At 56.7% G+C, this 23,986-nt stretch carries 19 protein-coding genes and 7 tRNA genes; 24 read left to right on the top strand and 2 right to left on the bottom strand.

What is annotated here, in order from left to right; all coding sequences use genetic code 11:
- Positions 1-222: 222 nt before the first annotated feature.
- From asnB to SPE70_RS07020, 8 genes are all read left to right on the top strand, one after another.
- Positions 223-1,887 carry an asparagine synthase B gene (asnB, locus tag SPE70_RS07055; RefSeq protein ID WP_008805652.1) on the top strand — a complete coding sequence of 555 codons (1,665 nt, stop codon included), beginning with the start codon at positions 223-225 and terminating at the stop codon, positions 1,885-1,887.
- A gap of 237 nt (positions 1,888-2,124) precedes the next feature.
- Positions 2,125-2,201 (top strand) — tRNA-Met (locus tag SPE70_RS07050).
- A gap of 8 nt (positions 2,202-2,209) precedes the next feature.
- Positions 2,210-2,294 (top strand) — tRNA-Leu (locus tag SPE70_RS07045).
- Positions 2,295-2,317: 23 nt separating this feature from the next.
- A tRNA-Gln gene (locus tag SPE70_RS07040) sits at positions 2,318-2,392 on the top strand.
- Positions 2,393-2,428: 36 nt separating this feature from the next.
- Positions 2,429-2,503, top strand: a tRNA-Gln gene (locus tag SPE70_RS07035).
- Between the two features lie 23 nt (positions 2,504-2,526).
- Positions 2,527-2,603 (top strand) — tRNA-Met (locus tag SPE70_RS07030).
- 46 nt (positions 2,604-2,649) lie between these two features.
- Positions 2,650-2,724: transfer RNA gene (locus SPE70_RS07025), tRNA-Gln, on the top strand.
- A 75-nt stretch (positions 2,725-2,799) separates the two neighbouring features.
- Positions 2,800-2,874 (top strand) — tRNA-Gln (locus SPE70_RS07020).
- 119 nt (positions 2,875-2,993) lie between these two features.
- Here SPE70_RS07020 and ubiF read toward each other — a convergent pair.
- A complete protein-coding gene (gene ubiF / locus SPE70_RS07015) occupies positions 2,994-4,169 on the bottom strand; it encodes a 3-demethoxyubiquinol 3-hydroxylase (protein WP_022065695.1) in 1,176 nt (391 codons plus the stop codon).
- A 179-nt stretch (positions 4,170-4,348) separates the two neighbouring features.
- On the opposite strand from ubiF, the gene miaB reads away from it, so the two are divergent.
- From miaB to SPE70_RS06960, 11 genes are all read left to right on the top strand, one after another.
- Complete coding sequence (gene miaB, locus SPE70_RS07010) at positions 4,349-5,773, top strand: tRNA (N6-isopentenyl adenosine(37)-C2)-methylthiotransferase MiaB (protein WP_012542448.1); 1,425 nt, start codon at positions 4,349-4,351, stop codon at positions 5,771-5,773.
- A 153-nt stretch (positions 5,774-5,926) separates the two neighbouring features.
- Complete coding sequence (locus SPE70_RS07005; RefSeq protein ID WP_008805649.1) at positions 5,927-6,973, top strand: PhoH family protein; 1,047 nt, start codon at positions 5,927-5,929, stop codon at positions 6,971-6,973.
- Positions 6,970-7,443 carry an rRNA maturation RNase YbeY gene (ybeY, locus tag SPE70_RS07000; RefSeq protein WP_002894722.1) on the top strand — a complete coding sequence of 158 codons (474 nt, stop codon included), beginning with the start codon at positions 6,970-6,972 and terminating at the stop codon, positions 7,441-7,443. Before SPE70_RS07005 ends, ybeY begins: the two co-directional genes overlap by 4 nt.
- Positions 7,444-7,589: 146 nt before the next feature.
- On the top strand, positions 7,590-8,468 hold the full coding sequence (gene corC, locus SPE70_RS06995; RefSeq protein WP_004197606.1) for a CNNM family magnesium/cobalt transport protein CorC: 879 nt from the start codon (positions 7,590-7,592) through the stop codon (positions 8,466-8,468).
- Between the two features lie 128 nt (positions 8,469-8,596).
- Positions 8,597-10,135, top strand: coding sequence for an apolipoprotein N-acyltransferase (lnt, locus tag SPE70_RS06990; protein ID WP_022065697.1), 1,539 nt, complete (start codon positions 8,597-8,599; stop codon positions 10,133-10,135).
- A gap of 355 nt (positions 10,136-10,490) precedes the next feature.
- Positions 10,491-11,402: an amino acid ABC transporter substrate-binding protein gene (locus SPE70_RS06985; protein ID WP_012542450.1), complete on the top strand. Its 912-nt coding sequence runs from the start codon at positions 10,491-10,493 to the stop codon at positions 11,400-11,402.
- Positions 11,403-11,566: 164 nt separating this feature from the next.
- On the top strand, positions 11,567-12,307 hold the full coding sequence (locus SPE70_RS06980; RefSeq protein WP_002894709.1) for an amino acid ABC transporter permease: 741 nt from the start codon (positions 11,567-11,569) through the stop codon (positions 12,305-12,307).
- Positions 12,307-12,981, top strand: coding sequence for a glutamate/aspartate ABC transporter permease GltK (gene gltK / locus SPE70_RS06975; protein ID WP_012542451.1), 675 nt, complete (start codon positions 12,307-12,309; stop codon positions 12,979-12,981). Before SPE70_RS06980 ends, gltK begins: the two co-directional genes overlap by 1 nt.
- Entirely contained in the window at positions 12,981-13,706 is a 726-nt protein-coding gene (locus tag SPE70_RS06970) for an amino acid ABC transporter ATP-binding protein (RefSeq protein WP_008805645.1), read from the top strand. Before gltK ends, SPE70_RS06970 begins: the two co-directional genes overlap by 1 nt.
- Positions 13,707-14,078: 372 nt before the next feature.
- Positions 14,079-15,749, top strand: coding sequence for a ShlB/FhaC/HecB family hemolysin secretion/activation protein (locus tag SPE70_RS06965; protein WP_064170650.1), 1,671 nt, complete (start codon positions 14,079-14,081; stop codon positions 15,747-15,749).
- A gap of 64 nt (positions 15,750-15,813) precedes the next feature.
- On the top strand, positions 15,814-17,607 hold the full coding sequence (locus SPE70_RS06960; RefSeq protein WP_064170649.1) for a filamentous hemagglutinin N-terminal domain-containing protein: 1,794 nt from the start codon (positions 15,814-15,816) through the stop codon (positions 17,605-17,607).
- Positions 17,608-17,653: 46 nt separating this feature from the next.
- Here SPE70_RS06960 and SPE70_RS06955 read toward each other — a convergent pair whose 3' ends face one another.
- Positions 17,654-18,136: a zinc ribbon-containing protein gene (locus SPE70_RS06955; protein ID WP_032691348.1), complete on the bottom strand. Its 483-nt coding sequence runs from the start codon at positions 18,134-18,136 to the stop codon at positions 17,654-17,656.
- A 226-nt stretch (positions 18,137-18,362) separates the two neighbouring features.
- Between SPE70_RS06955 and leuS the strand changes: the two genes are divergently transcribed.
- The 5 genes from leuS (at position 18,363) to SPE70_RS06930 (ending at position 23,926) form a co-directional block, all read left to right on the top strand.
- Entirely contained in the window at positions 18,363-20,945 is a 2,583-nt protein-coding gene (gene leuS / locus SPE70_RS06950) for a leucine--tRNA ligase (protein WP_012542455.1), read from the top strand.
- Between the two features lie 14 nt (positions 20,946-20,959).
- Entirely contained in the window at positions 20,960-21,550 is a 591-nt protein-coding gene (lptE, locus tag SPE70_RS06945; protein ID WP_008805640.1) for an LPS assembly lipoprotein LptE, read from the top strand.
- Positions 21,550-22,581 carry a DNA polymerase III subunit delta gene (holA, locus tag SPE70_RS06940; RefSeq protein ID WP_032691138.1) on the top strand — a complete coding sequence of 344 codons (1,032 nt, stop codon included), beginning with the start codon at positions 21,550-21,552 and terminating at the stop codon, positions 22,579-22,581. Before lptE ends, holA begins: the two co-directional genes overlap by 1 nt.
- Positions 22,574-23,224, top strand: coding sequence for a nicotinate-nucleotide adenylyltransferase (gene nadD / locus SPE70_RS06935; protein WP_012542457.1), 651 nt, complete (start codon positions 22,574-22,576; stop codon positions 23,222-23,224). The genes holA and nadD overlap by 8 nt, the downstream gene beginning before the upstream one ends.
- A gap of 72 nt (positions 23,225-23,296) precedes the next feature.
- Positions 23,297-23,926, top strand: a complete 630-nt coding sequence (locus SPE70_RS06930) for an adenosylcobalamin/alpha-ribazole phosphatase (protein WP_064170647.1) — start codon at positions 23,297-23,299, stop codon at positions 23,924-23,926.
- Positions 23,927-23,986: the final 60 nt, after the last annotated feature.

Raw genomic sequence — 23,986 nt, 5'->3', positions numbered from 1 at the left:
CATCTAATAAAAACGGCCTATAAATGCGTATTCTTCAATAAAGTCGCTCAAAAGATACTCTTTTTTTACTGTTCAACAATCACAGTTGCGTTTTTTCTTTTTCAGGCCGCAAAACCCTTGCGCCAGCGCCCCCTTTACGGCATTTTCTTAAGCACGCACTCAGGCTTCGCCACGAGACGAAGCCAGCACAACATCAAACACGACAGGGTAATGGAGAAGGCTATGTGTTCTATTTTTGGCGTACTGGATATTAAAACTGACGCAGGCGAGCTGCGTAAAAAGGCGCTGGAGCTTTCCCGCCTGATGCGCCATCGCGGTCCGGACTGGTCTGGCGTGTATGCCAGCGACAAAGCGATTCTGGCGCACGAGCGCCTGTCTATTGTCGACGTCAACGCCGGTGCCCAGCCGCTGTACAACGCCGAAAAAACCCATGCGCTGGCCGTTAACGGCGAGATCTACAACCATCAGGCGCTGCGCGCGGAGTATGGCGATCGCTATCAGTTCCAGACCGGCTCTGACTGCGAAGTGATCCTCGCGCTGTATCAGGAAAAAGGCCCTGAGTTCCTCGACGACCTGCAGGGGATGTTCGCCTTCGCCCTGTACGACAGCGAGAAAGACGCGTACTTAATTGGTCGCGACCATATCGGTATTATTCCGCTGTATATGGGCCATGACGAACACGGCAACTTCTATGTCGCCTCCGAAATGAAAGCGCTGGTGCCGGTATGCCGCACCATTAAAGAGTTCCCGGCGGGCAGCTACCTGTGGAGCAAAGACGGCGAAATTCGCCAGTACTATCAGCGTGACTGGTTCGATTACGACGCGGTGAAAGACAACGTTACCGATAAGAACGAGCTGCGCCAGGCGCTGGAAGAGTCGGTGAAAAGCCACCTAATGTCCGACGTGCCTTACGGCGTGCTGCTCTCCGGCGGTCTTGATTCATCGGTCATCTCGGCTATCACCAAGAAATTCGCCGCCCGTCGCGTCGAAGATCAGGAGCGTAGCGAAGCCTGGTGGCCGCAGTTGCACTCTTTCGCGGTCGGTCTGGAAGGCTCTCCTGACCTGAAAGCGGCGCAGGAAGTGGCCAACCACCTCGGCACCGTACACCACGAAATTCACTTTACGGTCCAGGAAGGGCTGGATGCGATCCGCGACGTTATCTATCACATCGAAACGTATGACGTGACCACCATTCGCGCCTCGACGCCGATGTACCTGATGTCGCGTAAAATTAAAGCCATGGGCATCAAAATGGTGCTTTCCGGCGAAGGTTCGGACGAAGTGTTCGGCGGCTACCTCTATTTCCATAAGGCGCCGAACGCCAAAGAACTGCACGAAGAGACGGTGCGCAAGCTGCAGGCGCTGCATATGTTTGACTGCGCCCGCGCCAACAAAGCGATGTCCGCCTGGGGCGTGGAAGCCCGCGTGCCGTTCCTCGACAAGAAGTTCCTCGACGTGGCGATGCGCATCAACCCGCAGGATAAGATGTGCGGCAACGGCAAAATGGAAAAACACGTGCTGCGTGAATGCTTTGAATCCTACCTGCCGGCCAGCGTTGCCTGGCGGCAGAAAGAGCAGTTCTCTGACGGCGTCGGCTACAGCTGGATCGATACGCTGAAAGAAGTGGCCGCGAAGCAGATCAGCGATCAGCAGCTGGAAACGGCGAGCTTCCGTTTCCCGTACAACACGCCGACCTCCAAAGAAGGCTATCTGTACCGCGAGATCTTCGAAGAGCTGTTCCCGCTGCCGAGCGCGGCGGAGTGTGTCCCTGGCGGTCCGTCGGTGGCCTGCTCTTCAGCGAAAGCCATTGAGTGGGATGAAGCGTTCAAGACCATGAACGATCCATCAGGCCGTGCGGTGGGCGTCCACCAGTCTGCCTACAAATAAGCCCTGACGGGCGGTGAAACGCGAAACGGACCCTCCGGGGTCCGTTTTCTTTTTGCAGGATTTATGCCGCTGAAAAACGATAAATAACCAATAATTGCCGAATATTGCAGCGAGCTGTTCGCAACCTAACCAAACAGTCACATTACAACGATTTTCCTTGAAAAAGAGGTTGACGCTCGCAGGCCCAATACGCATAATGCGCCCCGCAACGCCGATAAGGTTACGCGAAAAAAAGATGGCTACGTAGCTCAGCTGGTTAGAGCACATCACTCATAATGATGGGGTCACAGGTTCGAATCCCGTCGTAGCCACCATCTTTTTTGCGGGAGTGGCGAAATTGGTAGACGCACCAGATTTAGGTTCTGGCGCCGCAAGGTGTGCGAGTTCAAGTCTCGCCTCCCGCACCATTCACCAGTTAGCGTTGTACGGATGGGGTATCGCCAAGCGGTAAGGCACCGGTTTTTGATACCGGCATTCCCTGGTTCGAATCCAGGTACCCCAGCCATATTTCTTCGATATTTGCGGTTCACCGCGACGGTATTGGGGTATCGCCAAGCGGTAAGGCACCGGTTTTTGATACCGGCATTCCCTGGTTCGAATCCAGGTACCCCAGCCATCGAAGAAACAGTAAGACAATTTGGCTACGTAGCTCAGCTGGTTAGAGCACATCACTCATAATGATGGGGTCACAGGTTCGAATCCCGTCGTAGCCACCATATTCAGGACGTATCGATACGCATCGATAATTCCGAAACAATTTGTTGGGGTATCGCCAAGCGGTAAGGCACCGGATTCTGATTCCGGCATTCCGAGGTTCGAATCCTCGTACCCCAGCCAAATTAAAAAGTCGTTCAGCAGTGAACGCACTGTTGCCCTCAACCGGGGTAGTTACGGTAAAGCGCAACAGACAATTGGGGTATCGCCAAGCGGTAAGGCACCGGATTCTGATTCCGGCATTCCGAGGTTCGAATCCTCGTACCCCAGCCACTTAAATGCAAAAAAGCTCACTTCGGTGAGCTTTTTTGCTATTGGCGTCCTGACACGCTTACGCAGTACTGACTGCCGGGCAGGCGCTCTCCACTACGCCCCTGCCCGGGAAGCCGGTTTTACAAGCCTAAGGCATACTTCAGCGCCTGACGCTTCAACACCCCGGCGCGTTCAGCCGCCATCAGGCCAATATTACGCAGCATCCGCACCGGCGCCAGGTCATTGCTGAAACCGGCATAAAACAAATCCATCCCCGACTGCATGATAAAATTATCCGCTCGCCGCCGCGCCTGGTAGCGCTTCAGCACCAGCAGGCTGGCCCAGTCTTCGCCTCGACCGCGCGCTTGCGCCAGGATCTCCAGCAGGGCATCCACATCGCGGTAGCCAAGGTTAACCCCCTGCCCCGCCAGCGGATGAATGGTATGCGCCGCATCGCCCACCAGCGCCAGGCCGGGCTGGACATACTGCAGCGCATGACGCCGGGTGAGCGGAAAAGCGCCGGCCGCCTGCGGCGTCACACGACCCAGCCGCGCCGGAAAGTGACTGGCGATCTCCTGCTGGAGTTGCGCCATGGTCATGCCCTGCAGCTGACGGATCCGCGCAGGCGTGTCGTACCAGACCAGCGAGGCCCTGTGGTCGAACAGCGGCAGGAAGGCGCGCGGCCCGCTGGGGGTAAACTGCTGCCAGGTGCTGTCGCCGGGATCGTCGGCGCATTCGACGCTGATCAGCATACAGGACTGCTGATATTGCCAGGCGTGTACGCCGATGCCGGCCATCTCCCGCACCTGGGAATTGGCGCCGTCGGCGCCGATCACCAGCCGGGCGTGGATCGCCTCTCCCTCGCGTAAATGCAGCGCGGTATGCGCCTCGCCGCGCTGCATCGCCTCCAGTTCGCTACCAACGCGCAGGGTGACCCCTTCATGCGCCGCCAGCGCTTGCCAGAGGCCCCATTGCAGGACCTTGTTCTCGACCATGTAGCCCAGCTCCGGCAGTTTGAGCTCTGCGGCGTCAAAGGCGACGTGCGCGCTCTCCCACTCCCAGGTCTCCAGACGACGATAAGCGTGGACGCGCATCGCCCGTACGGCATCCCAGACGCCGAGACTCTTCAGCAGGCCGACCGAAGCCGCGCTGATAGCCGAGATCCGCACATCCGGGGCGGATGCCGGTTCGAAAGCCGGAGGCGCCGTTTTCTCAAGCACCGTCACGGTAAATCCCTGTTGCGCCAGCCCCAACGCCAGGGCGCCGCCGACCATGCCGCCGCCCACGATGGCGACATCTGTTGCGTGAATTGTCATGGCTATTATCCTTAAAGCAGAATCCGTTAAGTTTACCGGATTTTTTGTTCCCTTGCGGTGATAACGCTCGCACTGGTCAGGGGGCGACCAAAGCATTACAATACGCGCCCTGGAAAGCGAAATTCACCCTGTATATATCCCCGCGTTTTGGATATCTATTACTGAGCATGAGCAAGTCAATGACAAAAAAACTCCATATTAAAACCTGGGGCTGTCAGATGAACGAGTATGATTCATCAAAGATGGCCGATCTGCTGGATGCGACACATGGGTATCAACTGACCGAAGTGGCGGAAGAAGCAGATGTGCTGTTGCTCAATACCTGCTCAATTCGTGAGAAGGCCCAGGAAAAAGTTTTCCATCAGCTCGGACGCTGGAAGCTGCTGAAAGAGAAAAACCCGGACCTGATTATTGGCGTTGGCGGCTGCGTGGCCTCCCAGGAAGGCGACCATATTCGTCAGCGCGCACACTATGTCGATATTATTTTCGGGCCGCAAACCCTGCACCGCCTGCCGGAGATGATTAACGCCGTGCGCGGCAACCGCAGCCCGGTGGTGGATATCAGCTTCCCGGAAATTGAAAAATTCGATCGCCTGCCAGAGCCGCGCGCCGACGGCCCGACCGCCTTTGTTTCGATTATGGAAGGTTGCAACAAATACTGCACCTACTGTGTGGTGCCGTACACCCGCGGAGAAGAGGTCAGCCGTCCGTGCGACGATATCCTGTTTGAAATCGCCCAGCTGGCGGCGCAGGGCGTGCGTGAGGTTAATCTGCTGGGCCAGAACGTTAACGCCTGGCGCGGTGAGAATTACGACGGCACCACCGGCAGCTTTGCCGATCTGCTGCGTCTGGTCGCCGCCATCGACGGCATCGATCGCATTCGCTTCACCACCAGCCACCCGATCGAATTTACCGACGATATCATCGAGGTCTATCGCGATACGCCGGAACTGGTGAGCTTCCTGCACCTGCCGGTGCAGAGTGGTTCTGACCGGGTTCTGAATCTGATGGGACGCACCCATACCGCACTGGAGTACAAAGCGATTATTCGCAAGCTGCGTGAGGCGCGCCCGGATATTCAGATAAGCTCTGACTTTATTGTCGGCTTCCCTGGCGAAACTACAGACGATTTCGAAAAGACGATGAAGCTAATCGCCGACGTCAATTTCGATATGAGCTACAGCTTTATCTTCTCCGCTCGTCCGGGCACCCCGGCGGCCGATATGGTCGATGACGTGCCGGAGGAGGATAAAAAGCAGCGTCTGTATATTCTGCAGGAGCGGATCAACCAGCAGGCGATGGCCTGGAGCCGTCGCATGCTCGGCACGGTACAGCGCATTCTGGTGGAAGGCACGTCGCGTAAGAGCCTGATGGAGCTTTCCGGGCGCACCGAGAACAACCGCGTGGTCAACTTCGAAGGTACGCCGGATATGGTCGGTAAATTCGTCGATGTTGAAATCGTCGATGTTTACACCAACTCGCTGCGCGGCAAAATCGTGCGTACCGAGGCGGAGATGGGTCTGCGTATCGCTGAATCACCTGAATCAGTGATTGCCCGCACCCGTAAAGAGAACGATCTTGGCGTGGGTATCTATCAGCCGTGATCCCTTCAGGCCTGTCGGTTCCGGCAGGCCTTGTAATTCCTCTCTCCGTCCCTATATCTACAGCAATGCTTGCGCCATTTTCCTGTGACGTAAATAATTTCCTGATTAGCCGGCCACGCGCCGCGTCCGGCCACCTGCGTAAAGAGGAACAGTTTGAACATAGACACTCGTGAAATTACCCTGGAGCCAGCGGATAACGCACGCCTGTTAGCCTTGTGCGGCCCGTTTGACGACAATATCAAACAGCTGGAGCGTCGGTTAGGCATTGAGATCAACCGCCGTGACAATCACTTTAAACTGACCGGACGCGCTATTTGCGTACACGCCGCCGCCGATATTCTGCGCAGCCTGTATGTCGATACGGCGCCGATGCGCGGTCAGATTCAGGATATTGAGCCGGAGCAGATCCATCTGGCGATCAAAGAGGCGCGCGTGCTGGAGCAGAGCGCCGAGAGCGTGCCGGAGTACGGGAAAGCCGTCAATATCAAGACCAAGCGCGGGGTGATCAAACCGCGTACGCCGAACCAGGCGCAGTACATCGCCAATATCCTCGATCATGACATCACTTTCGGCGTGGGTCCGGCGGGGACGGGTAAAACCTATCTGGCGGTGGCGGCGGCGGTCGATGCGCTGGAGCGTCAGGAGATCCGCCGTATTCTGCTGACCCGTCCGGCCGTCGAGGCTGGCGAAAAGCTCGGCTTCCTGCCCGGCGATCTGAGCCAGAAAGTCGACCCATATCTGCGCCCGCTGTATGACGCGCTGTTTGAGATGCTCGGCTTTGAGAAAGTAGAGAAGCTGATTGAGCGTAACGTCATCGAAGTGGCCCCGCTGGCCTATATGCGCGGACGAACGCTGAATGACGCCTTTATCATTCTTGATGAAAGCCAGAACACCACCATTGAACAGATGAAGATGTTCCTGACCCGCATCGGCTTTAACTCCAAGGCGGTGATCACCGGCGACATCACGCAGATTGACCTGCCGCGCAGCACCAAATCCGGTCTGCGCCACGCCATCGAAGTGCTGGCCGAAGTCGATGAGATCAGCTTTAACTTCTTCCATAGCGAAGACGTGGTGCGCCATCCGGTGGTTGCCCGTATCGTTAACGCCTATGAGGCGTGGGAAGCCGCAGACCAGAAACGTAAAGCAGAACTGGCCGCCGAGCGCAAACGCGAAGCCCAGGAACAGGAGCAAAAATGAGTCAGGTGATCCTCGATTTACAGCTGGCCTGCGAAGAGACCAGCGGCCTGCCGGACGAAGCCCTTTTTCAGCGCTGGGTCGATGCCGTCATTCCGCCATTTCAGGAGGAGTCAGAGTTAACGATTCGTCTGGTCGATGTTGCAGAAAGCCACGAGCTGAACCTGACCTACCGCGGCAAGGATAAGCCTACCAACGTTCTCTCCTTCCCGTTTGAAGCGCCGCCGGGGATTGAAATGCCGCTGCTCGGCGATCTGATCATCTGCCGTCAGGTGGTGGAGCAGGAAGCCAGCGAGCAAGGTAAGCCGCTGGAGGCGCACTGGGCGCATATGGTGGTGCACGGCAGCCTGCATCTGCTGGGCTACGATCATATCGAAGACGACGAAGCGGAAGAGATGGAAGGCCTTGAAACAGAGATAATGCTTGCTCTGGGCTATGAGGACCCGTACATTTCCGAGAAGATTGCTGAATAGCCCCTGCCGGATGGCGGCGCTTGCGCCGCATCCGGCCGCTGTTCCTGCATTTTGCCAGCCTGAACGTCAGGCAACCCATGCCGTCCGGCGCTGAGTTTACGCGCGACGAGCGACAGTTAAATCAACATGAGAACCCAAACGACGCCATGAGCGACGACAATTCACACAGTAGTGACACAGTAAACAGCAAAAAGGGATTTTTCTCCCTGTTACTCAGCCAGCTTTTTCACGGGGAACCGAAAAACCGTGATGAACTGCTGGCGCTGATCCGTGATTCCGGGCAGAACGATCTTATCGATGAAGATACGCGTGACATGCTCGAAGGGGTAATGGATATCGCCGACCAGCGGGTCCGCGACATTATGATCCCCCGTTCACAAATGATAACCCTGAAACGTAACCAGACGCTGGACGAGTGCCTGGATGTCATTATCGAATCCGCCCACTCGCGTTTCCCGGTCATCAGTGAAGATAAAGATCACATCGAAGGGATTCTGATGGCCAAGGATCTGCTGCCGTTTATGCGCAGCGACGCCGAAGCCTTCAGCATGGAAAAAGTGTTACGGCCGGCGGTTGTCGTCCCGGAAAGCAAGCGGGTCGACCGCATGCTGAAAGAGTTTCGCTCACAGCGCTACCATATGGCGATCGTTATTGACGAATTCGGCGGCGTCTCCGGCCTGGTGACCATCGAGGATATCCTTGAGCTCATCGTCGGGGAAATTGAAGACGAATACGACGAAGAAGAAGATATCGATTTCCGCCAGCTGAGCCGCCACACCTGGACGGTGCGCGCTCTGGCCTCCATCGAAGACTTCAATGACGCCTTCGACACGCACTTCAGCGATGAAGAAGTGGATACCATTGGCGGGCTGGTGATGCAGGCCTTCGGCCATCTGCCGGCCCGCGGCGAATCTATCGACATTGATGGTTACCAATTCAAGGTGGCAATGGCAGATAGCCGTCGTATCATTCAGGTGCATGTAAAGCTGCCCGATGACGCTCCCCAGCCGAAGCTGGAAGAGTAAGCCGCGGCGCTGAAGGTCACGGCCAGCCGGGAGACAGACCGTGGGCGATCCCCGGCTGTCCCCTCCCCCTGCTGGCAAACAGCATAGCCTGTGGCAACAGGCGTTAATTTACGGGACGATTAGCCTAAATGGTATTTGCCTCTCTTCTTGAACGCCAGCGCGTACGTCTGCTGCTGGCGCTGCTATTCGGAGCCAGCGGAACGCTGGCTTTTTCACCTTATGACTTCTGGCCGGCAGCTATCGTTTCGCTGATCGGTCTGCAGGCGTTAACCCTCAACCGACGCCCGCTGCAAAGCGCCGGGATCGGCTATTTCTGGGGATTCGGGCTGTTTGGCACCGGTATCAACTGGGTCTATGTCAGCATCGCGCAATTCGGCGGTATGCCAGGTCCGGTTAACGTCTTCCTCGTCGTTCTGCTGGCGGCCTATCTCTCGCTCTATACCGGCCTGTTTGCCGGCCTGCTCTCCCGGCTGTGGCCCAAAACCAGCTGGCTGCGGGTGGCTATCGCCGCTCCCGTCGTCTGGCAAATCACCGAGTTCCTGCGCGGCTGGGTGCTGACCGGCTTCCCGTGGCTGCAGTTCGGCTATAGCCAGATCGACGGCCCGCTGAAAGGTCTCGCGCCGGTGATGGGCGTCGAGGCGATCAACTTCCTGCTGATGATGGTTAGCGGCCTGCTGGCCCTGGCCCTCGTCCAGCGTAACTGGAAGCCGCTGGCTATTGCCGCGCTGCTGTTCGCCCTGCCGTTCCCGCTGCGCTATATCCAGTGGTATCAGCTGCTGCCGGAGCGCGCGACCCAGGTCTCGCTGGTGCAAGGCGATATCCCACAGGCCATGAAGTGGGACGAGAAGCAGCTGGTCAACACCCTGAAAACCTACCTGGCGCTGACCCAGCCGCATATCGGCCACTCGCAGCTGATTATCTGGCCCGAGTCGGCGATCCCGGATCTGGAGATCAACCAGCAGCAGTTCCTCAGCATGATGGACGATCTGCTGCGCGCAAAAGACAGTTCGCTGATCACCGGCATTGTCGATGCGCGTCTCAATAAGCAGAACCGCTACGATACCTACAACACCATCATTACCCTCGGTAAAGATAACCCGTACCGCTACGACTCGACCAACCGTTACAACAAGAACCATCTGGTGCCGTTCGGTGAGTTTGTGCCGCTGGAATCGATTCTGCGTCCGCTGGCGCCGTTCTTTGACCTGCCGATGTCCTCCTTCAGCCGCGGCCCCTACGTGCAGCCGCAGCTGATGGCACATAACCTGAAGCTGACCGCCGCCATCTGCTACGAGATCATCCTCGGGGAACAGGTACGCGATAACTTCCGGCCGGATACCGACTTCCTGCTGACCATCTCCAACGACGCCTGGTTCGGTAAGTCCATCGGTCCGTGGCAACACTTCCAGATGGCGCGGATGCGCGCGCTGGAGCTGGCCCGCCCACTCCTGCGCAGCACCAACAACGGCATTACTGCGGTGATCGGCCCGCGCGGCGAGATCCAGAAGATGATCCCGCAGTTTACCCGCGAGGTGTTGACCACCACCGTGACGCCCACCAGCGGCTTAACCCCTTACGCCCGCACCGGCAACTGGCCGCTATGGGCGCTGACGGCGCTGTTAGGCTTCGCTGCGCTACTGATGAGCCTGCGTCAGCGTCGCCGATAAGTTTCTCCGCCGGCGACGCCCGTCGCCGGCATTTTTTCTCCCCGCGCCAGCCATCCTGGCACAGTCATTGCTTTATTCTCCCTGGTAGCGCCATCGTCCGACCCAGTGCAACCGGGTTGCACCATAAACGTTCGGCGGTCGCGCTATTTTGGTGCAATGGAAGATCTTTGCCTCCCATTGGTGCGGTGCACTTCGCAAAAATAAACAATAAAACAGCAAAATCTTTACATTAAGCCAAACTAAATGCTAACAAACACATACAAATGCGGCACGTGGACGCGTGCCTCGAATAACAACACACACAATCACAATGGGTATCAATAGCGCCGCTGACGCTACGGATAAGGAGTAGGATATGCAATTACGTAAACTGGCCGCCGCAATGCTGGTCATGGGTGTGACCGCCGGTCTGGCACACGCAGAAGATGCCGCCCCGGCGGCAGGCCAGAGCACCCTGGATAAGATCGCCAAAAATGGGGTTATCGTTGTCGGCCATCGTGAATCTTCAGTCCCGTTCTCTTACTACGATAACCAGCAGAAGGTTGTGGGCTACTCTCAGGACTACTCCAACGCCATCGTTGATGCCATCAAGAAAAAGCTGAACAAGCCGGACCTGCAGGTCAAACTGATCCCTGTCACCTCGCAGAACCGTATCCCGCTGCTGCAGAATGGCACCTTTGATTTCGAGTGCGGCTCAACCACCAACAACCTTGAGCGCCAGAAACAGGCGGCCTTCTCCGATACCATCTTCGTGGTCGGCACCCGTCTGCTGGTGAAGAAAGGCGGTCCGATCAAAGATTTCCCGGACCTGAAGGATAAAGCGGTCGTTGTCACCTCCGGAACCACCTCAGAGATCCTGCTGCATAAGCTGAACGATGAGAAAAAAATGAATATGCGCATTATCAGCGCCAAAGATCATGGCGACTCTTTCCGCACCCTGGAAAGCGGACGCGCCGTGGCCTTTATGATGGATGACGCTCTGCTGGCCGGCGAACGCGCCAAGGCGAAGAAACCGGATAACTGGGAAATCGTCGGCACCGCACAGTCGAAAGAAGCCTATGGCTGCATGCTGCGTAAAGACGATCCGTCGTTCAAAGCGCTGGTCGATGAAACCGTTGCTCAGGCCCAGACCTCTGGCGAAGCGGCGAAATGGTTTGATAAATGGTTCAAAAATCCAATTCCGCCGAAAAACCTTAACCTGAACTTCGAACTGTCTGACGACATGAAAGCGCTGTTCAAATCACCTAATGACAAAGCACTGAACTAATTATAACAACCAGGGGCGGGATATCCTGCCCTCCCGATGATTGTCACAGCACGGACAGACTATACGGTGGCTGGTCGTTCCCCAGCCGCCGCGAATACCGAAACAAGCTGGACAACCGTCTTCGAGGGTAGCAATGGCTACCCTTTTTTTTCCAGGAGTCATGTATGTCAATAGACTGGAACTGGGGGATATTCCTGCAACAGGCCCCCTTCGGCAACACTACCTACCTGGGCTGGCTGTGGAGCGGTTTTCAGATAACCGTCGCCCTCTCCATCTCGGCCTGGATCATCGCTTTTCTCGTCGGCTCACTGTTCGGCATTTTACGCACGGTCCCCAATCGCTTCCTCTCGGGCATTGGCACCTGCTATGTCGAACTGTTTCGCAACGTGCCGCTGATCGTGCAGTTCTTTACCTGGTACCTGGTGGTGCCGGAATTCCTGCCGGAAAATATCGGCATGTGGTTTAAATCGGAGCTGGACCCAAACATTCAGTTCTTTGTCTCCTCCATGCTGTGCCTGGGGCTGTTTACCGCCGCCCGCGTCTGCGAGCAGGTACGCGCCGCCATTCAGTCGCTGCCGCGCGGGCAGAAGAACGCCGGTCTGGCGATGGGCCTGACCCTGCCGCAAACCTACCGCTACGTGCTGCTGCCGAACGCCTACCGCGTTATCGTACCGCCGATGACCTCAGAAATGATGAACCTGGTGAAAAACTCGGCCATCGCCTCCACCATCGGTCTTGCCGATATGGCTGCGCAGGCGGGCAAGCTGCTGGACTACTCCGCTCATGCCTGGGAGTCTTTTACGGCCATCACCCTGGCCTACGTCTTCATCAACGCGGTGATTATGCTGATTATGTATGTGGTCGAGCGTAAGGTTCGCCTGCCTGGCAATATGGGAGGCAAATAATGTACGATTTTGACTGGAGTTCGATCGTTCCGTCTATGCCCTATCTGCTGGCAGGGCTGGTGATCACCCTGAAGATTACGGTGATTGCCATCGTGGTCGGTATCGTCTGGGGCACCCTGCTGGCGGTGATGCGCCTGTCCAGCTTTCTGCCGCTGGCCTGGTTTGCTAAAACCTACGTTAACGTATTCCGTTCTATCCCGCTGGTGATGGTCCTGCTGTGGTTCTATCTGATTGTCCCGGGCTTCCTGCAGAACGTGCTGGGGCTGTCGCCGAAAACGGATATTCGCCTGATCTCGGCGATGGTGGCCTTTTCGATGTTCGAAGCCGCCTACTACTCAGAGATTATCCGCGCCGGCATCCAGAGCATCTCCCGCGGCCAGTCCGGCGCCGCGTTGGCGCTGGGGATGACCCACTGGCAGTCAATGCGGCTGGTGATCCTGCCGCAGGCCTTCCGCGCCATGGTGCCGCTGCTGCTTACCCAGGGGATCGTCCTGTTCCAGGATACCTCGCTGGTGTATGTATTGAGCCTCGCCGACTTCTTCCGTACCGCCTCCACCATTGGTGAGCGCGACGGAACCCAGGTCGAAATGATCCTGTTCGCGGGCGGCGTCTATTTTGTGATTAGCCTCAGCGCCTCGCTGTTGGTCAGCTGGTTGAAGAAAAGGACTGTGTAATGATTACCCTGAAAAACGTTTCAAAATGGTATGGTCACTTTCAGGTGCTGACCGATTGCTCCACGGAAGTGAAAAAAGGTGAAGTCGTGGTGGTCTGCGGGCCGTCAGGCTCCGGTAAATCCACGCTGATTAAAACCGTAAACGGCCTTGAGCCTGTGCAACAGGGGCAGATTATCGTCGACGGCACCGTGGTTAACGATAAAAAGACCAACCTGGCTAAACTGCGCTCGCACGTCGGAATGGTCTTTCAGCATTTTGAACTGTTCCCTCATCTGTCGATTATCGACAACCTGACGCTGGCGCAGGTCAAAGTGCTTAACCGCGATAAAGCATCAGCGCGCAAGAAAGGCCTCAAATTGCTGGAGCGCGTTGGCCTGGCGGCGCATGCGGAAAAATATCCGGCGCAGCTCTCCGGTGGTCAGCAGCAGCGCGTGGCCATTGCCCGTGCCCTGTGTATGGACCCGATCGCTATGCTGTTTGATGAGCCCACCTCAGCGCTTGACCCGGAGATGATTAACGAGGTGCTGGACGTCATGGTCGAATTGGCCAACGAGGGGATGACCATGATGGTCGTGACCCATGAAATGGGTTTTGCCCGCAAGGTGGCGAACCGGGTGATCTTTATGGATGAAGGGAAGATTGTCGAAGATGCCGATAAAGAAGCCTTCTTTGCCAATCCGCAATCCGATCGCGCCAAAGATTTCCTCGCCAAAATTCTGCATTAATCGTTATTCGCTGCGCATACCGCCCGGTATGCGCAGCTTATCTTTCCCGCCATATTATTCTTCTATATTATTTATGCGGCCGGTTATCGCTACTATCATTTACGTACCAAATAAACCTCAGTGATAAAAGCTGAACTTATTTATTAAATTGATCAATTCATAAAGAATTCACTAATGAATTCGTGGATCTGCTTCACTACCGCCGCTAGCATATAACGCCTCGTAACAGGTTCGTCGCACGATTATTTTATTAATTGAATATAATATTCTTGCCTGACCTCGCCTGCGCGAAATAAAGGCCATCAATATTCTCTGCCGCACGCAGAATAACGGATGCGCCACCGAACCAATGAAACAAATGGATATTGCTTCATGTTAATTCGATCTCGCACGCTCACCGGGCTACTGTTTATCACGCTGGCGGGCACCTCAGCCGCCGGGGCCGCGCCATTGACCTCTTCTACTCACCAGACGGAGCAGGATAAAGCCCGCCAGGAGGCGCTGGCGCCGCAGCAACAGGACTTTCAGTCTTCACAACAGCACGTGGCGCCGCAGGGTATCCCTTTCCCTGAGGAAACGCATTGTAAATTGATCAACCGGGTCGATATCGACTCCGATAACCAGGCGCTCACCCGGAAATTACTGGCGAAAACCGCGCAGCAGGCGCAGGGCCGCTGCCTCGGCAGCGAAGGTATTCGCCTGCTAGCCTATACCTTGCAAAACGAGCTGATTGCGCAAGGCTACATCACCTCGCTGATTGATGTGCCCTCCCAGTCGCTGGAGCAGGGCATGCTCAGGTTGACGCTGCACTATGGCAAAGTGGGCGCTATCGGCTATGCCGACGGCTCGGACACCACCCGCCTGTGGAATTCACTGCCAACCTCTTCCGGCACAATCCTGCGCTTAAGCGATCTTGAGCAGGGGATGGCCAATATGCAGCGTCTGCCCGGCGCTACGGCGCACATGAAACTGCTGCCAGGCCAGCACGAGGGAGAAAGCGATATCCAGATTGCCCGCAGCCTGGCGAAAAAATGGCAGCTTGGCGCCTGGCTTGACGACGCCGGCAGCAAAGCCAGCGGCCGCTACCAGGCCGGCGGCGCCCTCTATCTCTATGACCTGACCACCCTCAACGATATCCTGTACCTTTCCGGCGGGGGCGATATTGAATTCAATCAGCATAACGACGGCAACCACAACGGCAGCCTGTATTACTCCATCCCCTTCGGCTACTGGACACTAAGCGCCTACGGGGCATACAGCCAGTATCGCCAGCAGTTTAACGGCAACTGGTCGACGATGGATTATAAGAGTAAAAATCGCTACTACAGCGCCACGCTGAGTCGTCTGCTCTCCCACACCCGGCAGCAAAAAACCACCGCCGACCTGCGGATCGCCAAGAGTACCTCGCATTATTACTTTGGCGGCAGTGAGCTACTGGTGATGCGCAAGCAGAACCCCTCATGGGAATTCACCCTCAACCACCAGCACTACTTTAACAAAAAGATTGTTGATGCCAGCATCGGCATCCAGCGCAGCCTGCCGTGGCTCAGCTCAACGCCAACGCCGGAGGAAAAGGCCGGGTTATACAGCCCGCTGTCACGGATCGTGCATGGTAATCTGCAGGCGCTAATGAAATTTGACGCCACCGGCGACAAATTTACCTGGGCTCCCCGCTTGAGCGCCCAGTTCAGCCCGGACAAACTCGCTTCCGATAATAAATTCAATATTGGTAGTCGCTGGAGCGTGCGCGGTTTTGACGGTGAAAACAGCCTGTCCGGCAATCAGGGATGGTACTGGCGCAACGATTTTATCTGGCATCTACCCACCCACGAGCGGCAATTCTATCTGGGCGCGGATGTGGGTCGCCTTATTGGTGCCGATCTGTATCAAAAAGGCAAAGTCCTTTCCGGCGCCGTCAGCGGCCTGCGCGGACAATTATGGTCAACGCAATACGATCTGTTTATTAGCACCCCGCTCAGTAAACCGGATACGTTTCATAGCGACGCCCTGAATATGGGCTTTTCATTACAGTGGAGGTATTAATTCAATCATTATCGACCCTTTCAGCTACGTTGTTTATTAATCTTAATTTAAAGGAATAAATAAAATGTTTAAGTTTAAAGCTTCTTATGTCGCGCTGGCGGCAGTATTAACCTCGTCGGTGGTTTATGCCGACCCGACCAGCTATACGCATTCGTCCGGCGCCACGGTTATTGATATTGAAAAGCCGAACGCCGCCGGCGTCTCCCATAACCTGTACCGCGACTTCAACGTCGGTACTAATGGCACCGTCCTTAATAACAGCGGCGAGAATGTCAGCCACGGCACGTTGGGCAACATTGCCCGCAACAACAACCTGACCGCCGGCAGCGCCTCGGTGATTTTGAACGAGGTGACCTCCAAAAACGCCAGTAGCCTGAAGGGCTTTATCGAAGTTAACGGTCAGAAAGCGGACGTGGTGATCGCCAACCCAAACGGCATCACCTGCTCCGGCTGTAGCTTTGTCAATACCAACAAGGCCATCCTGACCACCGGTAAAGTCAACATGACCAGCGACGGCGCCATCGGCAGCTATACCGTAACGGGCGGCACCCTCACCATCGGCGAAAATGGCATGAACGCCGCTAACGGCTACGCGGTTCTGCTCGCCGACGCGATTAAGATTAACGGTAAAGTACAGGCCAATAATGCCCTGGTCAGCGCAGGTCGCTTCACCATGGATAACAGCTCTGGCGCGATAACCTCTGCAGGTAAACAAGCGACGCTTATCGAAATGACGATCAACCCGCAGTACAGCATCGACGTCAGCAGCCTTGGCGGCATCACCGCCAACAGCATCAGCATGGTCGGCAATAACATCGGCTTTGGCGTACGTAACCAGGGCTCCATTGTCGCTAACAGCACGCTGCAGCTCACCAGCAACGGTAACCTGCTAAACAAAGGGACAATAACGGGCAAAGGTTTGCTGAGCCAGGTTTCCACCGCCACGGGGATCACCAATGACGGCAGCATCGCCGGCGCTTATTACTTAATGCTTTCCAGTGGGAGCTCTATCGTCAATACTGGATCGCTCACCGGCGGCCAGCTGATTGCCTCCGCCAACAGTAACATCACGAGCTTTAAATCCGGTTCGATCACCGGCACCAACGGTTTAACGCTGACCAGCGGCGGGAAAATCAGCAACGAGGAAAAATCCTCATTGCTGTCAAATAACCAGATTTCCATCACGGCGATGGGCGATTTCTTCAATGAAGGCAAAATCAGCGCCAAAAATACCAGCCTGACGTTTGTTGGCGACAGCTTTAAAAACACCGGCAACATTAACTCTACCGGCCAAACCACCATTCAGTCGCTTAAGCAGGATGGCAGCGCAAACAGCGGGGAAATCTATAACCTCGGTAATATCACCGGCGAAAATATCAACCTGCAGACCAACGGTACGCTGGCGCAAAGCACCAGCGGTCGCATGGAAGCCACCAATGCCATTACCGCCCACAGCTACTGGCTGAATCAAAATGGTTATATGAAGGCGGCCGATATCACCACCGATCATGGCGTGGTAAGCAACAATGGCACTATCAATGCAAAGAATATTTCAATCACGACCTACTCAGATATCACCAACGAAGGGCAGATCAGCAGCACCGGCGACCTGACCTTAAATACCAAAAATAAAGGCGCGATCTACAACTATTCCACCCTCAGCGCGGGCGGCAATATGACGTTAACCGCCACCAAAGTGGTCAATGGTGGTAAAAGTTGCGGCATACTGGGCCTGGCGAAATGCGGCGTCGGGACCTTAACCGCCGATAAACTGGTACTCAACTCATCGCAGAAATATGTTAGCGACATGGGTGGGAAACAGTATTTCAAGAGCACCGAAGTCAACACCGTGAAATAAGACAAACCACGATGCGCGCAGCCTCGCGCATCGTTTTTCGCACCGCTTAGGGTTCGAAGGGCCGACGCTGGAACTGATCGTGGCCACACTTCGGACAGCGCGGCAGCACGTCCGGGGTATACACTGCCAGGTGATAGTGGCACTTCTCGCAGACCAGATTGCCCAGGCCGACCACCTCACCGCTGTGGTACACGCCGTGGTGATTCAGATCCTGAAAGACTTCGCGCCACTCGAGCTGCGTTTTGTCGGTGATATCAGCCAGTTCCTGCCACAGGCTCTCTTTGATCACCCGCATAAACACGCTGTCGCTCTCGTCTTCATGACTCTCTTCGTAGCTGCGGGCAAACTCCTCGAGATCGCGTTTTACTGCCGCAATCACCGACTCGATCTCGCTCTGCGTGAGATCGCCGGCGCGGGCGATTTTTTCCCGCGCCTGTGTCACCAGCGCGTCGATATCGCGCTCTCCATGGCGGAGCCGTTCGCTGAGCGAGGAGACCAGTTCACGGTAATATTGAGCAACCTTGTTCATCATTTCGCCTCCGGTGTGGTTAACGTCTTCTGATAATAGACCTTATTCCTCTCCCGCTGTGTCTGACAAGCCACAGAGTCGCGAAATAATCAGCGCGGCTTTTGCCGATGTTAATGTGCGAAAGGCTGTTTTGACGGGGGCGTTTGGGCTATGCTATGCCGATCTGAAATATCACATCCATTGGCTACATTTTGTAGCTGTATTGAAAACAGGACCACTGGCTGCCATGCAAGAGCAATACCGCCCGGAAGAGATAGAATCGAAAGTCCAGCTTCACTGGGACGAAAATCGTACATTTGAAGTAACTGAAGACGAGAGCAAAGAGAAGTATTACTGCCTGTCGATGCTTCCTTATCCTTCTGGTCGACTACACATGGGTCACGTGCGTAACTACACCATCGGCGACGTGATTGCCCGCTACCAGCGTATGCTGGGCAAAAACGTCCTGCAGCCGATTGGCTGGGATGCGTTTGGTCTGCCGGCGGAAGGCGCGGCAGTGAAAAACAACACCGCGCCAGCACCGTGGACCTACGACAACATCGCCTACATGAAAAACCAGCTCAAAATGCTGGGTTTTGGCTATGACTGGAGCCGCGAGCTGGCGACCTGCACCCCGGAATACTACCGCTGGGAGCAGAAGTTCTTCACCGAGCTGTACAAAAAAGGGCTGGTATACAAGAAAACCTCCGCGGTGAACTGGTGCCCGAACGACCAGACCGTACTGGCCAACGAACAGGTTATCGACGGCTGCTGCTGGCGCTGCGATACCAAAGTCGAGCGTAAAGAGATCCCGCAGTGGTTTATTAAAATCACCGCCTACGCCGATGAACTGCTGAACGATCTGGATAAACTGGATCACTGGCCAGACACCGTAAAGACCATGCAGCGCAACTGGATCGGCCGTTCCGAAGGGGTGGAAATCTCCTTTGACGTCAATAACTACGCCGATAAGCTGACCGTCTACACCACCCGTCCGGACACCTTTATGGGCTGCACCTACCTGGCCGTCGCGGCGGGTCACCCGCTGGCGCAGCAGGCTGCAGCGAACAATCCGGCGCTGGCTGCCTTTATCGACGAATGCCGTAATACCAAAGTGGCCGAAGCCGACATGGCGACGATGGAGAAAAAAGGCGTCGATACCGGGTTTAAAGCCATTCACCCGCTGACCGGCGAAGAAATTCCTGTCTGGGCGGCAAACTTCGTGCTGATGGAATATGGCACCGGCGCGGTCATGGCCGTTCCGGGTCACGACCAGCGTGACTATGAGTTCGCCAGCAAGTACGGTCTGAACATCAAGCCGGTTATCCTCGCCGCTGACGGCAGCGAGCCGGATCTCTCCGCGCAGGCGCTGACCGAGAAAGGCGTCCTGTTTAACTCCGGCGAGTTCAGCGGCCTCGATTATGAAGCCGGCTTCAACGCCATTGCCGACAAACTGGCAGCCATGGGCGTAGGCGAGCGTAAAATTAACTACCGTCTGCGTGACTGGGGTGTGTCCCGTCAACGCTACTGGGGTGCGCCGATCCCGATGGTGACCCTGGAAGATGGCACCGTGCTGCCGACCCCGGAAGATCAACTGCCGGTGATCCTGCCGGAAGATGTGGTCATGGACGGCATCACCAGCCCGATCAAAGCCGATCCTGAATGGGCGAAAACCACCGTTAACGGTCAGCCGGCGCTGCGTGAAACCGACACCTTTGACACCTTTATGGAATCCTCCTGGTACTATGCGCGCTACACCTGCCCGCAGTATCAGGAAGGGATGCTGGATTCGAAAGCGGCCAACTACTGGCTGCCGGTAGATATCTACATCGGCGGTATCGAACACGCCATCATGCACCTGCTCTACTTCCGCTTCTTCCACAAGCTGATGCGCGACGCGGGCATGGTCAACTCCGATGAGCCGGCGAAGCAGCTGCTGTGCCAGGGCATGGTGCTGGCTGACGCCTTCTACTATGTAGGCGAAAACGGCGAACGTAACTGGGTTTCCCCGGTTGACGCCATCGTTGAGCGCGACGAAAAAGGCCGCATCGTGAAAGCGAAAGACGCGGCAGGCCATGAGCTGGTGTACACCGGCATGAGCAAGATGTCCAAGTCGAAAAACAACGGCATCGACCCGCAGGTGATGGTTGAGCGTTATGGCGCGGATACCGTGCGTCTGTTCATGATGTTTGCGTCCCCGGCGGATATGACCCTCGAGTGGCAGGAATCTGGCGTTGAAGGGGCTAACCGCTTCCTGAAACGCGTCTGGAAACTGGTCTACGAGCACACCACCAAAGGGGACGTTGCGGCACTGAACGTGGCGGCGCTGAGTGAAGATCAGAAAGCGCTGCGTCGCGATATTCACAAAACGATCGCCAAAGTGACCGATGACATCGGCCGTCGTCAGACCTTCAACACCGCCATCGCGGCGATCATGGAGCTGATGAACAAGCTGGCGAAAGCGCCGCAGGAAGACGAACAGGATCGTGCCCTGATGCAGGAAGCGCTGCTGGCGGTGGTGCGTATGCTGAACCCGTTCACCCCGCACGCCAGCTTCACACTGTGGCGCGAGCTGAACGGCGAAGGCGATATCGACAACGCGCCGTGGCCGGTGGCGGATGAAAGCGCGATGGTGGAAGACAGCACCCTCGTCGTCGTCCAGGTCAATGGCAAAGTTCGTGGTAAAATTACCGTTGCGGTAGATGCAACTGAAGAGCAGGTCCGCGAGCGTGCCGGCCAGGAGCATCTGGTCGCGAAATATCTCGACGGTAAAACCGTGCGTAAAGTGATTTACGTTCCGGGTAAACTGCTCAATCTGGTCGTTGGCTAAGCGCGGGAGGAAGCGTGCGATATCTGGTAACAATGTTGTTATCCCTGGCGGTGCTTGTCACCGCCGGCTGTGGCTGGCATCTGCGTAGCACTACGAAGGTGCCCACCACCATGAAAACCATGATTCTTCAGTCGAGCGATCCGAACGGACCGTTAAGTCGCGCGGTACGTAATCAGCTGCGTCTTAATGGCGTGGACCTGATCGACGCCAGCACGCTGCGTAAAGATGTTCCTTCTCTGCGCCTCGATGGTTCGTCGATTCAGAAAGATACCGCCTCGGTGTTCCAGGATGGTCGTACCGCGGAATATCAGATGGTCATGACCGTTCATGCCAGCGTCCTGATCCCGGGTCACGATATCTATCCGATTACCACCAAGGTCTATCGTTCGTTCTTCGATAACCCGCAGGCGGCGTTAGCGAAAGACGCCGAGCAGGATATGATTATCCAGGAAATGTACGACAAAGCGGCGGAACAGCTGATTCGTAAGCTGCCGAGCGTGCAGGTTGCAGATGTTGAAGCAACCCAGCAGGAAGAGAAACCGGTCGCCGGCAGCACGGCACCGGCTTCCTCGGGTAACCGCGTCTCCACCACTCTGGGTCAATGATGATTCGGTTGTACCCGGAACAACTCCGCGCGCAGCTCACTGAAGGGCTGCGCGCGGCCTATCTGCTGCTTGGCAACGATCCCCTGCTGTTGCAGGAAAGCCAGGACGCCATTCGCGAAGCCGCTGCCGCCCAGGGCTTTACCGAGCACCACACCTTCACCATCGATAACAGTACCGACTGGCAGGCGATTTTCGCGTTAAGCCAGGCGTTGAGTCTGTTCTCCAGCCGGCAAACGCTGCTGCTAATCCTGCCGGAAAACGGCCCTAACGCGGCGATCAACGAACAGCTGGCGACCCTGATCGGCCTGCTGCACGACGACCTGCTGCTGATAGTTCGCGGGAATAAGCTGACCAAAGCCCAGGAGAATGCCGCGTGGCTTACCGCCCTGGCGCAGCGGGCCGTCCAGGTCAGTTGCCAGACGCCGGAATACGCGCAGCTGCCGCGCTGGCTGGCCGCCCGGGCCAAACAGCATCAGCTGCAGCTCGACGACGCGGCCAGTCAGCTGCTGTGCTACTGTTACGAAGGTAATCTGCTGGCGCTGGCGCAGGCGCTGGAGCGTCTGGCGCTGCTCTGGCCGGACGGTAAGCTGACCCTGCCCCGGGTTGAGCAGGCGGTAAACGATGCCGCCCACTTTACCCCTTACCATTGGGTCGATGCGCTACTGGCAGGCAAAAGCAAGCGCGTGCTGCATGTTCTGCAACAGCTCCGCCTTGAAGGCTGCGAGCCGGCGATCCTGCTGCGTACGCTACAGCGGGAGCTGCTGCTGCTGGTCACGCTCAAACGCCAGTCGACGCACACGCCGCTGCGCTCGCTGTTTGATAAACATCGGGTCTGGCAAAACCGCCGTCAGCTGCTCAGCGATGCCCTCGCCCGACTGAGCGGGGAACAGTTGCGCCAGGCGGTGACCCTCCTGACCCGCGCGGAACTGACCTTTAAACAGGATTACGGGCACGACGTCTGGCCCGAACTGGAAAGTCTTTCGTTGTTGCTCTGCCACAAAGCCCTGGCGGACGTTTTTATTGATGGTTGATATGACTCAGTTACAGGCAATCTATGGCGGCACCTTCGATCCGGTGCATTATGGTCACCTCAAGCCGGTCGAGATCCTGGCGAATCAGATTGGCCTGAGCAAGGTCATCATCATGCCTAACAACGTCCCGCCGCACCGTCCCCAGCCGGAAGCCACCAGCGCCCAGCGCGTGCATATGCTGAAGCTGGCGATTGCCGATAAGCCGCTGTTCACGCTCGACGAACGCGAACTGCAGCGTGACACCCCCTCCTGGACAGCAGACACGCTGCAGGCATGGCGCCAGGAGCAGGGGGCAGAAAAACCGCTGGCGTTTATCATCGGCCAGGATTCGCTGCTCACCTTCCCCACCTGGCACCGCTATGAAACCATCCTTGATAACGTTCATCTGATCGTCTGCCGCCGCCCGGGTTACCCGCTGACCATGGCGCACGACGCTGATCAGCAGTGGCTGGACCGTCACTTAACCCACGACGTAGAGCGCCTGCATAACCGCCCCGCCGGGGCCATCTACCTGGCGGAAACGCCGTGGTTCGATATCTCGGCGACGATTATCCGCCAGCGCCTCGAGCGCGGGGAATCCTGCGCCGAGATGCTGCCGGCCACCGTGCTGGACTACATCCGCGAGCAGGGACTCTATTGCTGACCCCGGACTGGGCCTGATGCTAAAAAAGCGCTATCGTAGCGCCACGTCTCCACCGCCTGTCTGAGCATCATCATGAAATTATGGTTAGTTCGCCACGGCGAAACCGAAGCCAACGTTGCCGGGTTATACAGCGGCCACGCCCCCACTCCTCTGACGCCGCGCGGCGTCGCCCAGGCGCGAGCGCTCGGCGAACGGCTGCGGGCAGTACCTTTCGACAAAGTCATCTGTAGCGAGCTGGCGAGAACCGGGACAACGGCCGATCTGCTGCTTGGCGATCGCCATATCCCGCGTGAGTGCCATGCCACGCTCAATGAAATGTTTTTCGGCGACTGGGAGATGCGTCATCATCGCGATCTCCAGCGGGAGGATGCACAAAACTATGCCGCGTGGTGTGCTGACTGGCAGCACGCGGCCCCCACCAATGGCGAAAACTTTCAGAATTTTGCCCGCCGCGTCAGCGAATTCACCACAACGCTGGCCGACTGCCGCCATCTTGACCACCTGCTGATTGTCGGCCATCAGGGCGTCCTGAGCCTGCTGACGGCCCTGCTGTTGCAGATGCCCGCGGCGGCGATGTGGCATTTCCCGATTGCCCATGGCGCCTGGAGCCTCCTCGATATGCGCGACGATTTCACCACCCTGCGCGTATTAAATAGCCAGGCCGTCTGGCAGCCGCAAGAAGAATTCCCGCCAGACCATTGACAGGCCACAGCAGGCTGCTATTCTCCGCTGCCGGGCAGCATCCGCCACAGCATGTTTGCA

This window comes from Klebsiella sp. ZJOU C1, assembly GCF_035620215.1.
GTDB lineage: Bacteria > Pseudomonadota > Gammaproteobacteria > Enterobacterales > Enterobacteriaceae > Klebsiella > Klebsiella variicola.
Note: the sequence above shows the minus strand (reverse complement) of the source record. Positions and strands in the feature narration are given on the sequence as shown.

Coding starts and splice junctions, on each gene's coding strand:
- asnB (WP_008805652.1), top strand. CDS start 223: ATGTGTTCTATTTTTGGCGTACTGGATATTAAAACTGACGCAGGCGAG.
- ubiF (WP_022065695.1), bottom strand. CDS start 4,169: ATGACAATTCACGCAACAGATGTCGCCATCGTGGGCGGCGGCATGGTC.
- miaB (WP_012542448.1), top strand. CDS start 4,349: ATGACAAAAAAACTCCATATTAAAACCTGGGGCTGTCAGATGAACGAG.
- ybeY (WP_002894722.1), top strand. CDS start 6,970: ATGAGTCAGGTGATCCTCGATTTACAGCTGGCCTGCGAAGAGACCAGC.
- corC (WP_004197606.1), top strand. CDS start 7,590: ATGAGCGACGACAATTCACACAGTAGTGACACAGTAAACAGCAAAAAG.
- lnt (WP_022065697.1), top strand. CDS start 8,597: ATGGTATTTGCCTCTCTTCTTGAACGCCAGCGCGTACGTCTGCTGCTG.
- SPE70_RS06985 (WP_012542450.1), top strand. CDS start 10,491: ATGCAATTACGTAAACTGGCCGCCGCAATGCTGGTCATGGGTGTGACC.
- SPE70_RS06980 (WP_002894709.1), top strand. CDS start 11,567: ATGTCAATAGACTGGAACTGGGGGATATTCCTGCAACAGGCCCCCTTC.
- gltK (WP_012542451.1), top strand. CDS start 12,307: ATGTACGATTTTGACTGGAGTTCGATCGTTCCGTCTATGCCCTATCTG.
- SPE70_RS06970 (WP_008805645.1), top strand. CDS start 12,981: ATGATTACCCTGAAAAACGTTTCAAAATGGTATGGTCACTTTCAGGTG.
- SPE70_RS06965 (WP_064170650.1), top strand. CDS start 14,079: ATGTTAATTCGATCTCGCACGCTCACCGGGCTACTGTTTATCACGCTG.
- SPE70_RS06960 (WP_064170649.1), top strand. CDS start 15,814: ATGTTTAAGTTTAAAGCTTCTTATGTCGCGCTGGCGGCAGTATTAACC.
- SPE70_RS06955 (WP_032691348.1), bottom strand. CDS start 18,136: ATGAACAAGGTTGCTCAATATTACCGTGAACTGGTCTCCTCGCTCAGC.
- leuS (WP_012542455.1), top strand. CDS start 18,363: ATGCAAGAGCAATACCGCCCGGAAGAGATAGAATCGAAAGTCCAGCTT.
- holA (WP_032691138.1), top strand. CDS start 21,550: ATGATTCGGTTGTACCCGGAACAACTCCGCGCGCAGCTCACTGAAGGG.
- nadD (WP_012542457.1), top strand. CDS start 22,574: ATGGTTGATATGACTCAGTTACAGGCAATCTATGGCGGCACCTTCGAT.
- SPE70_RS06930 (WP_064170647.1), top strand. CDS start 23,297: ATGAAATTATGGTTAGTTCGCCACGGCGAAACCGAAGCCAACGTTGCC.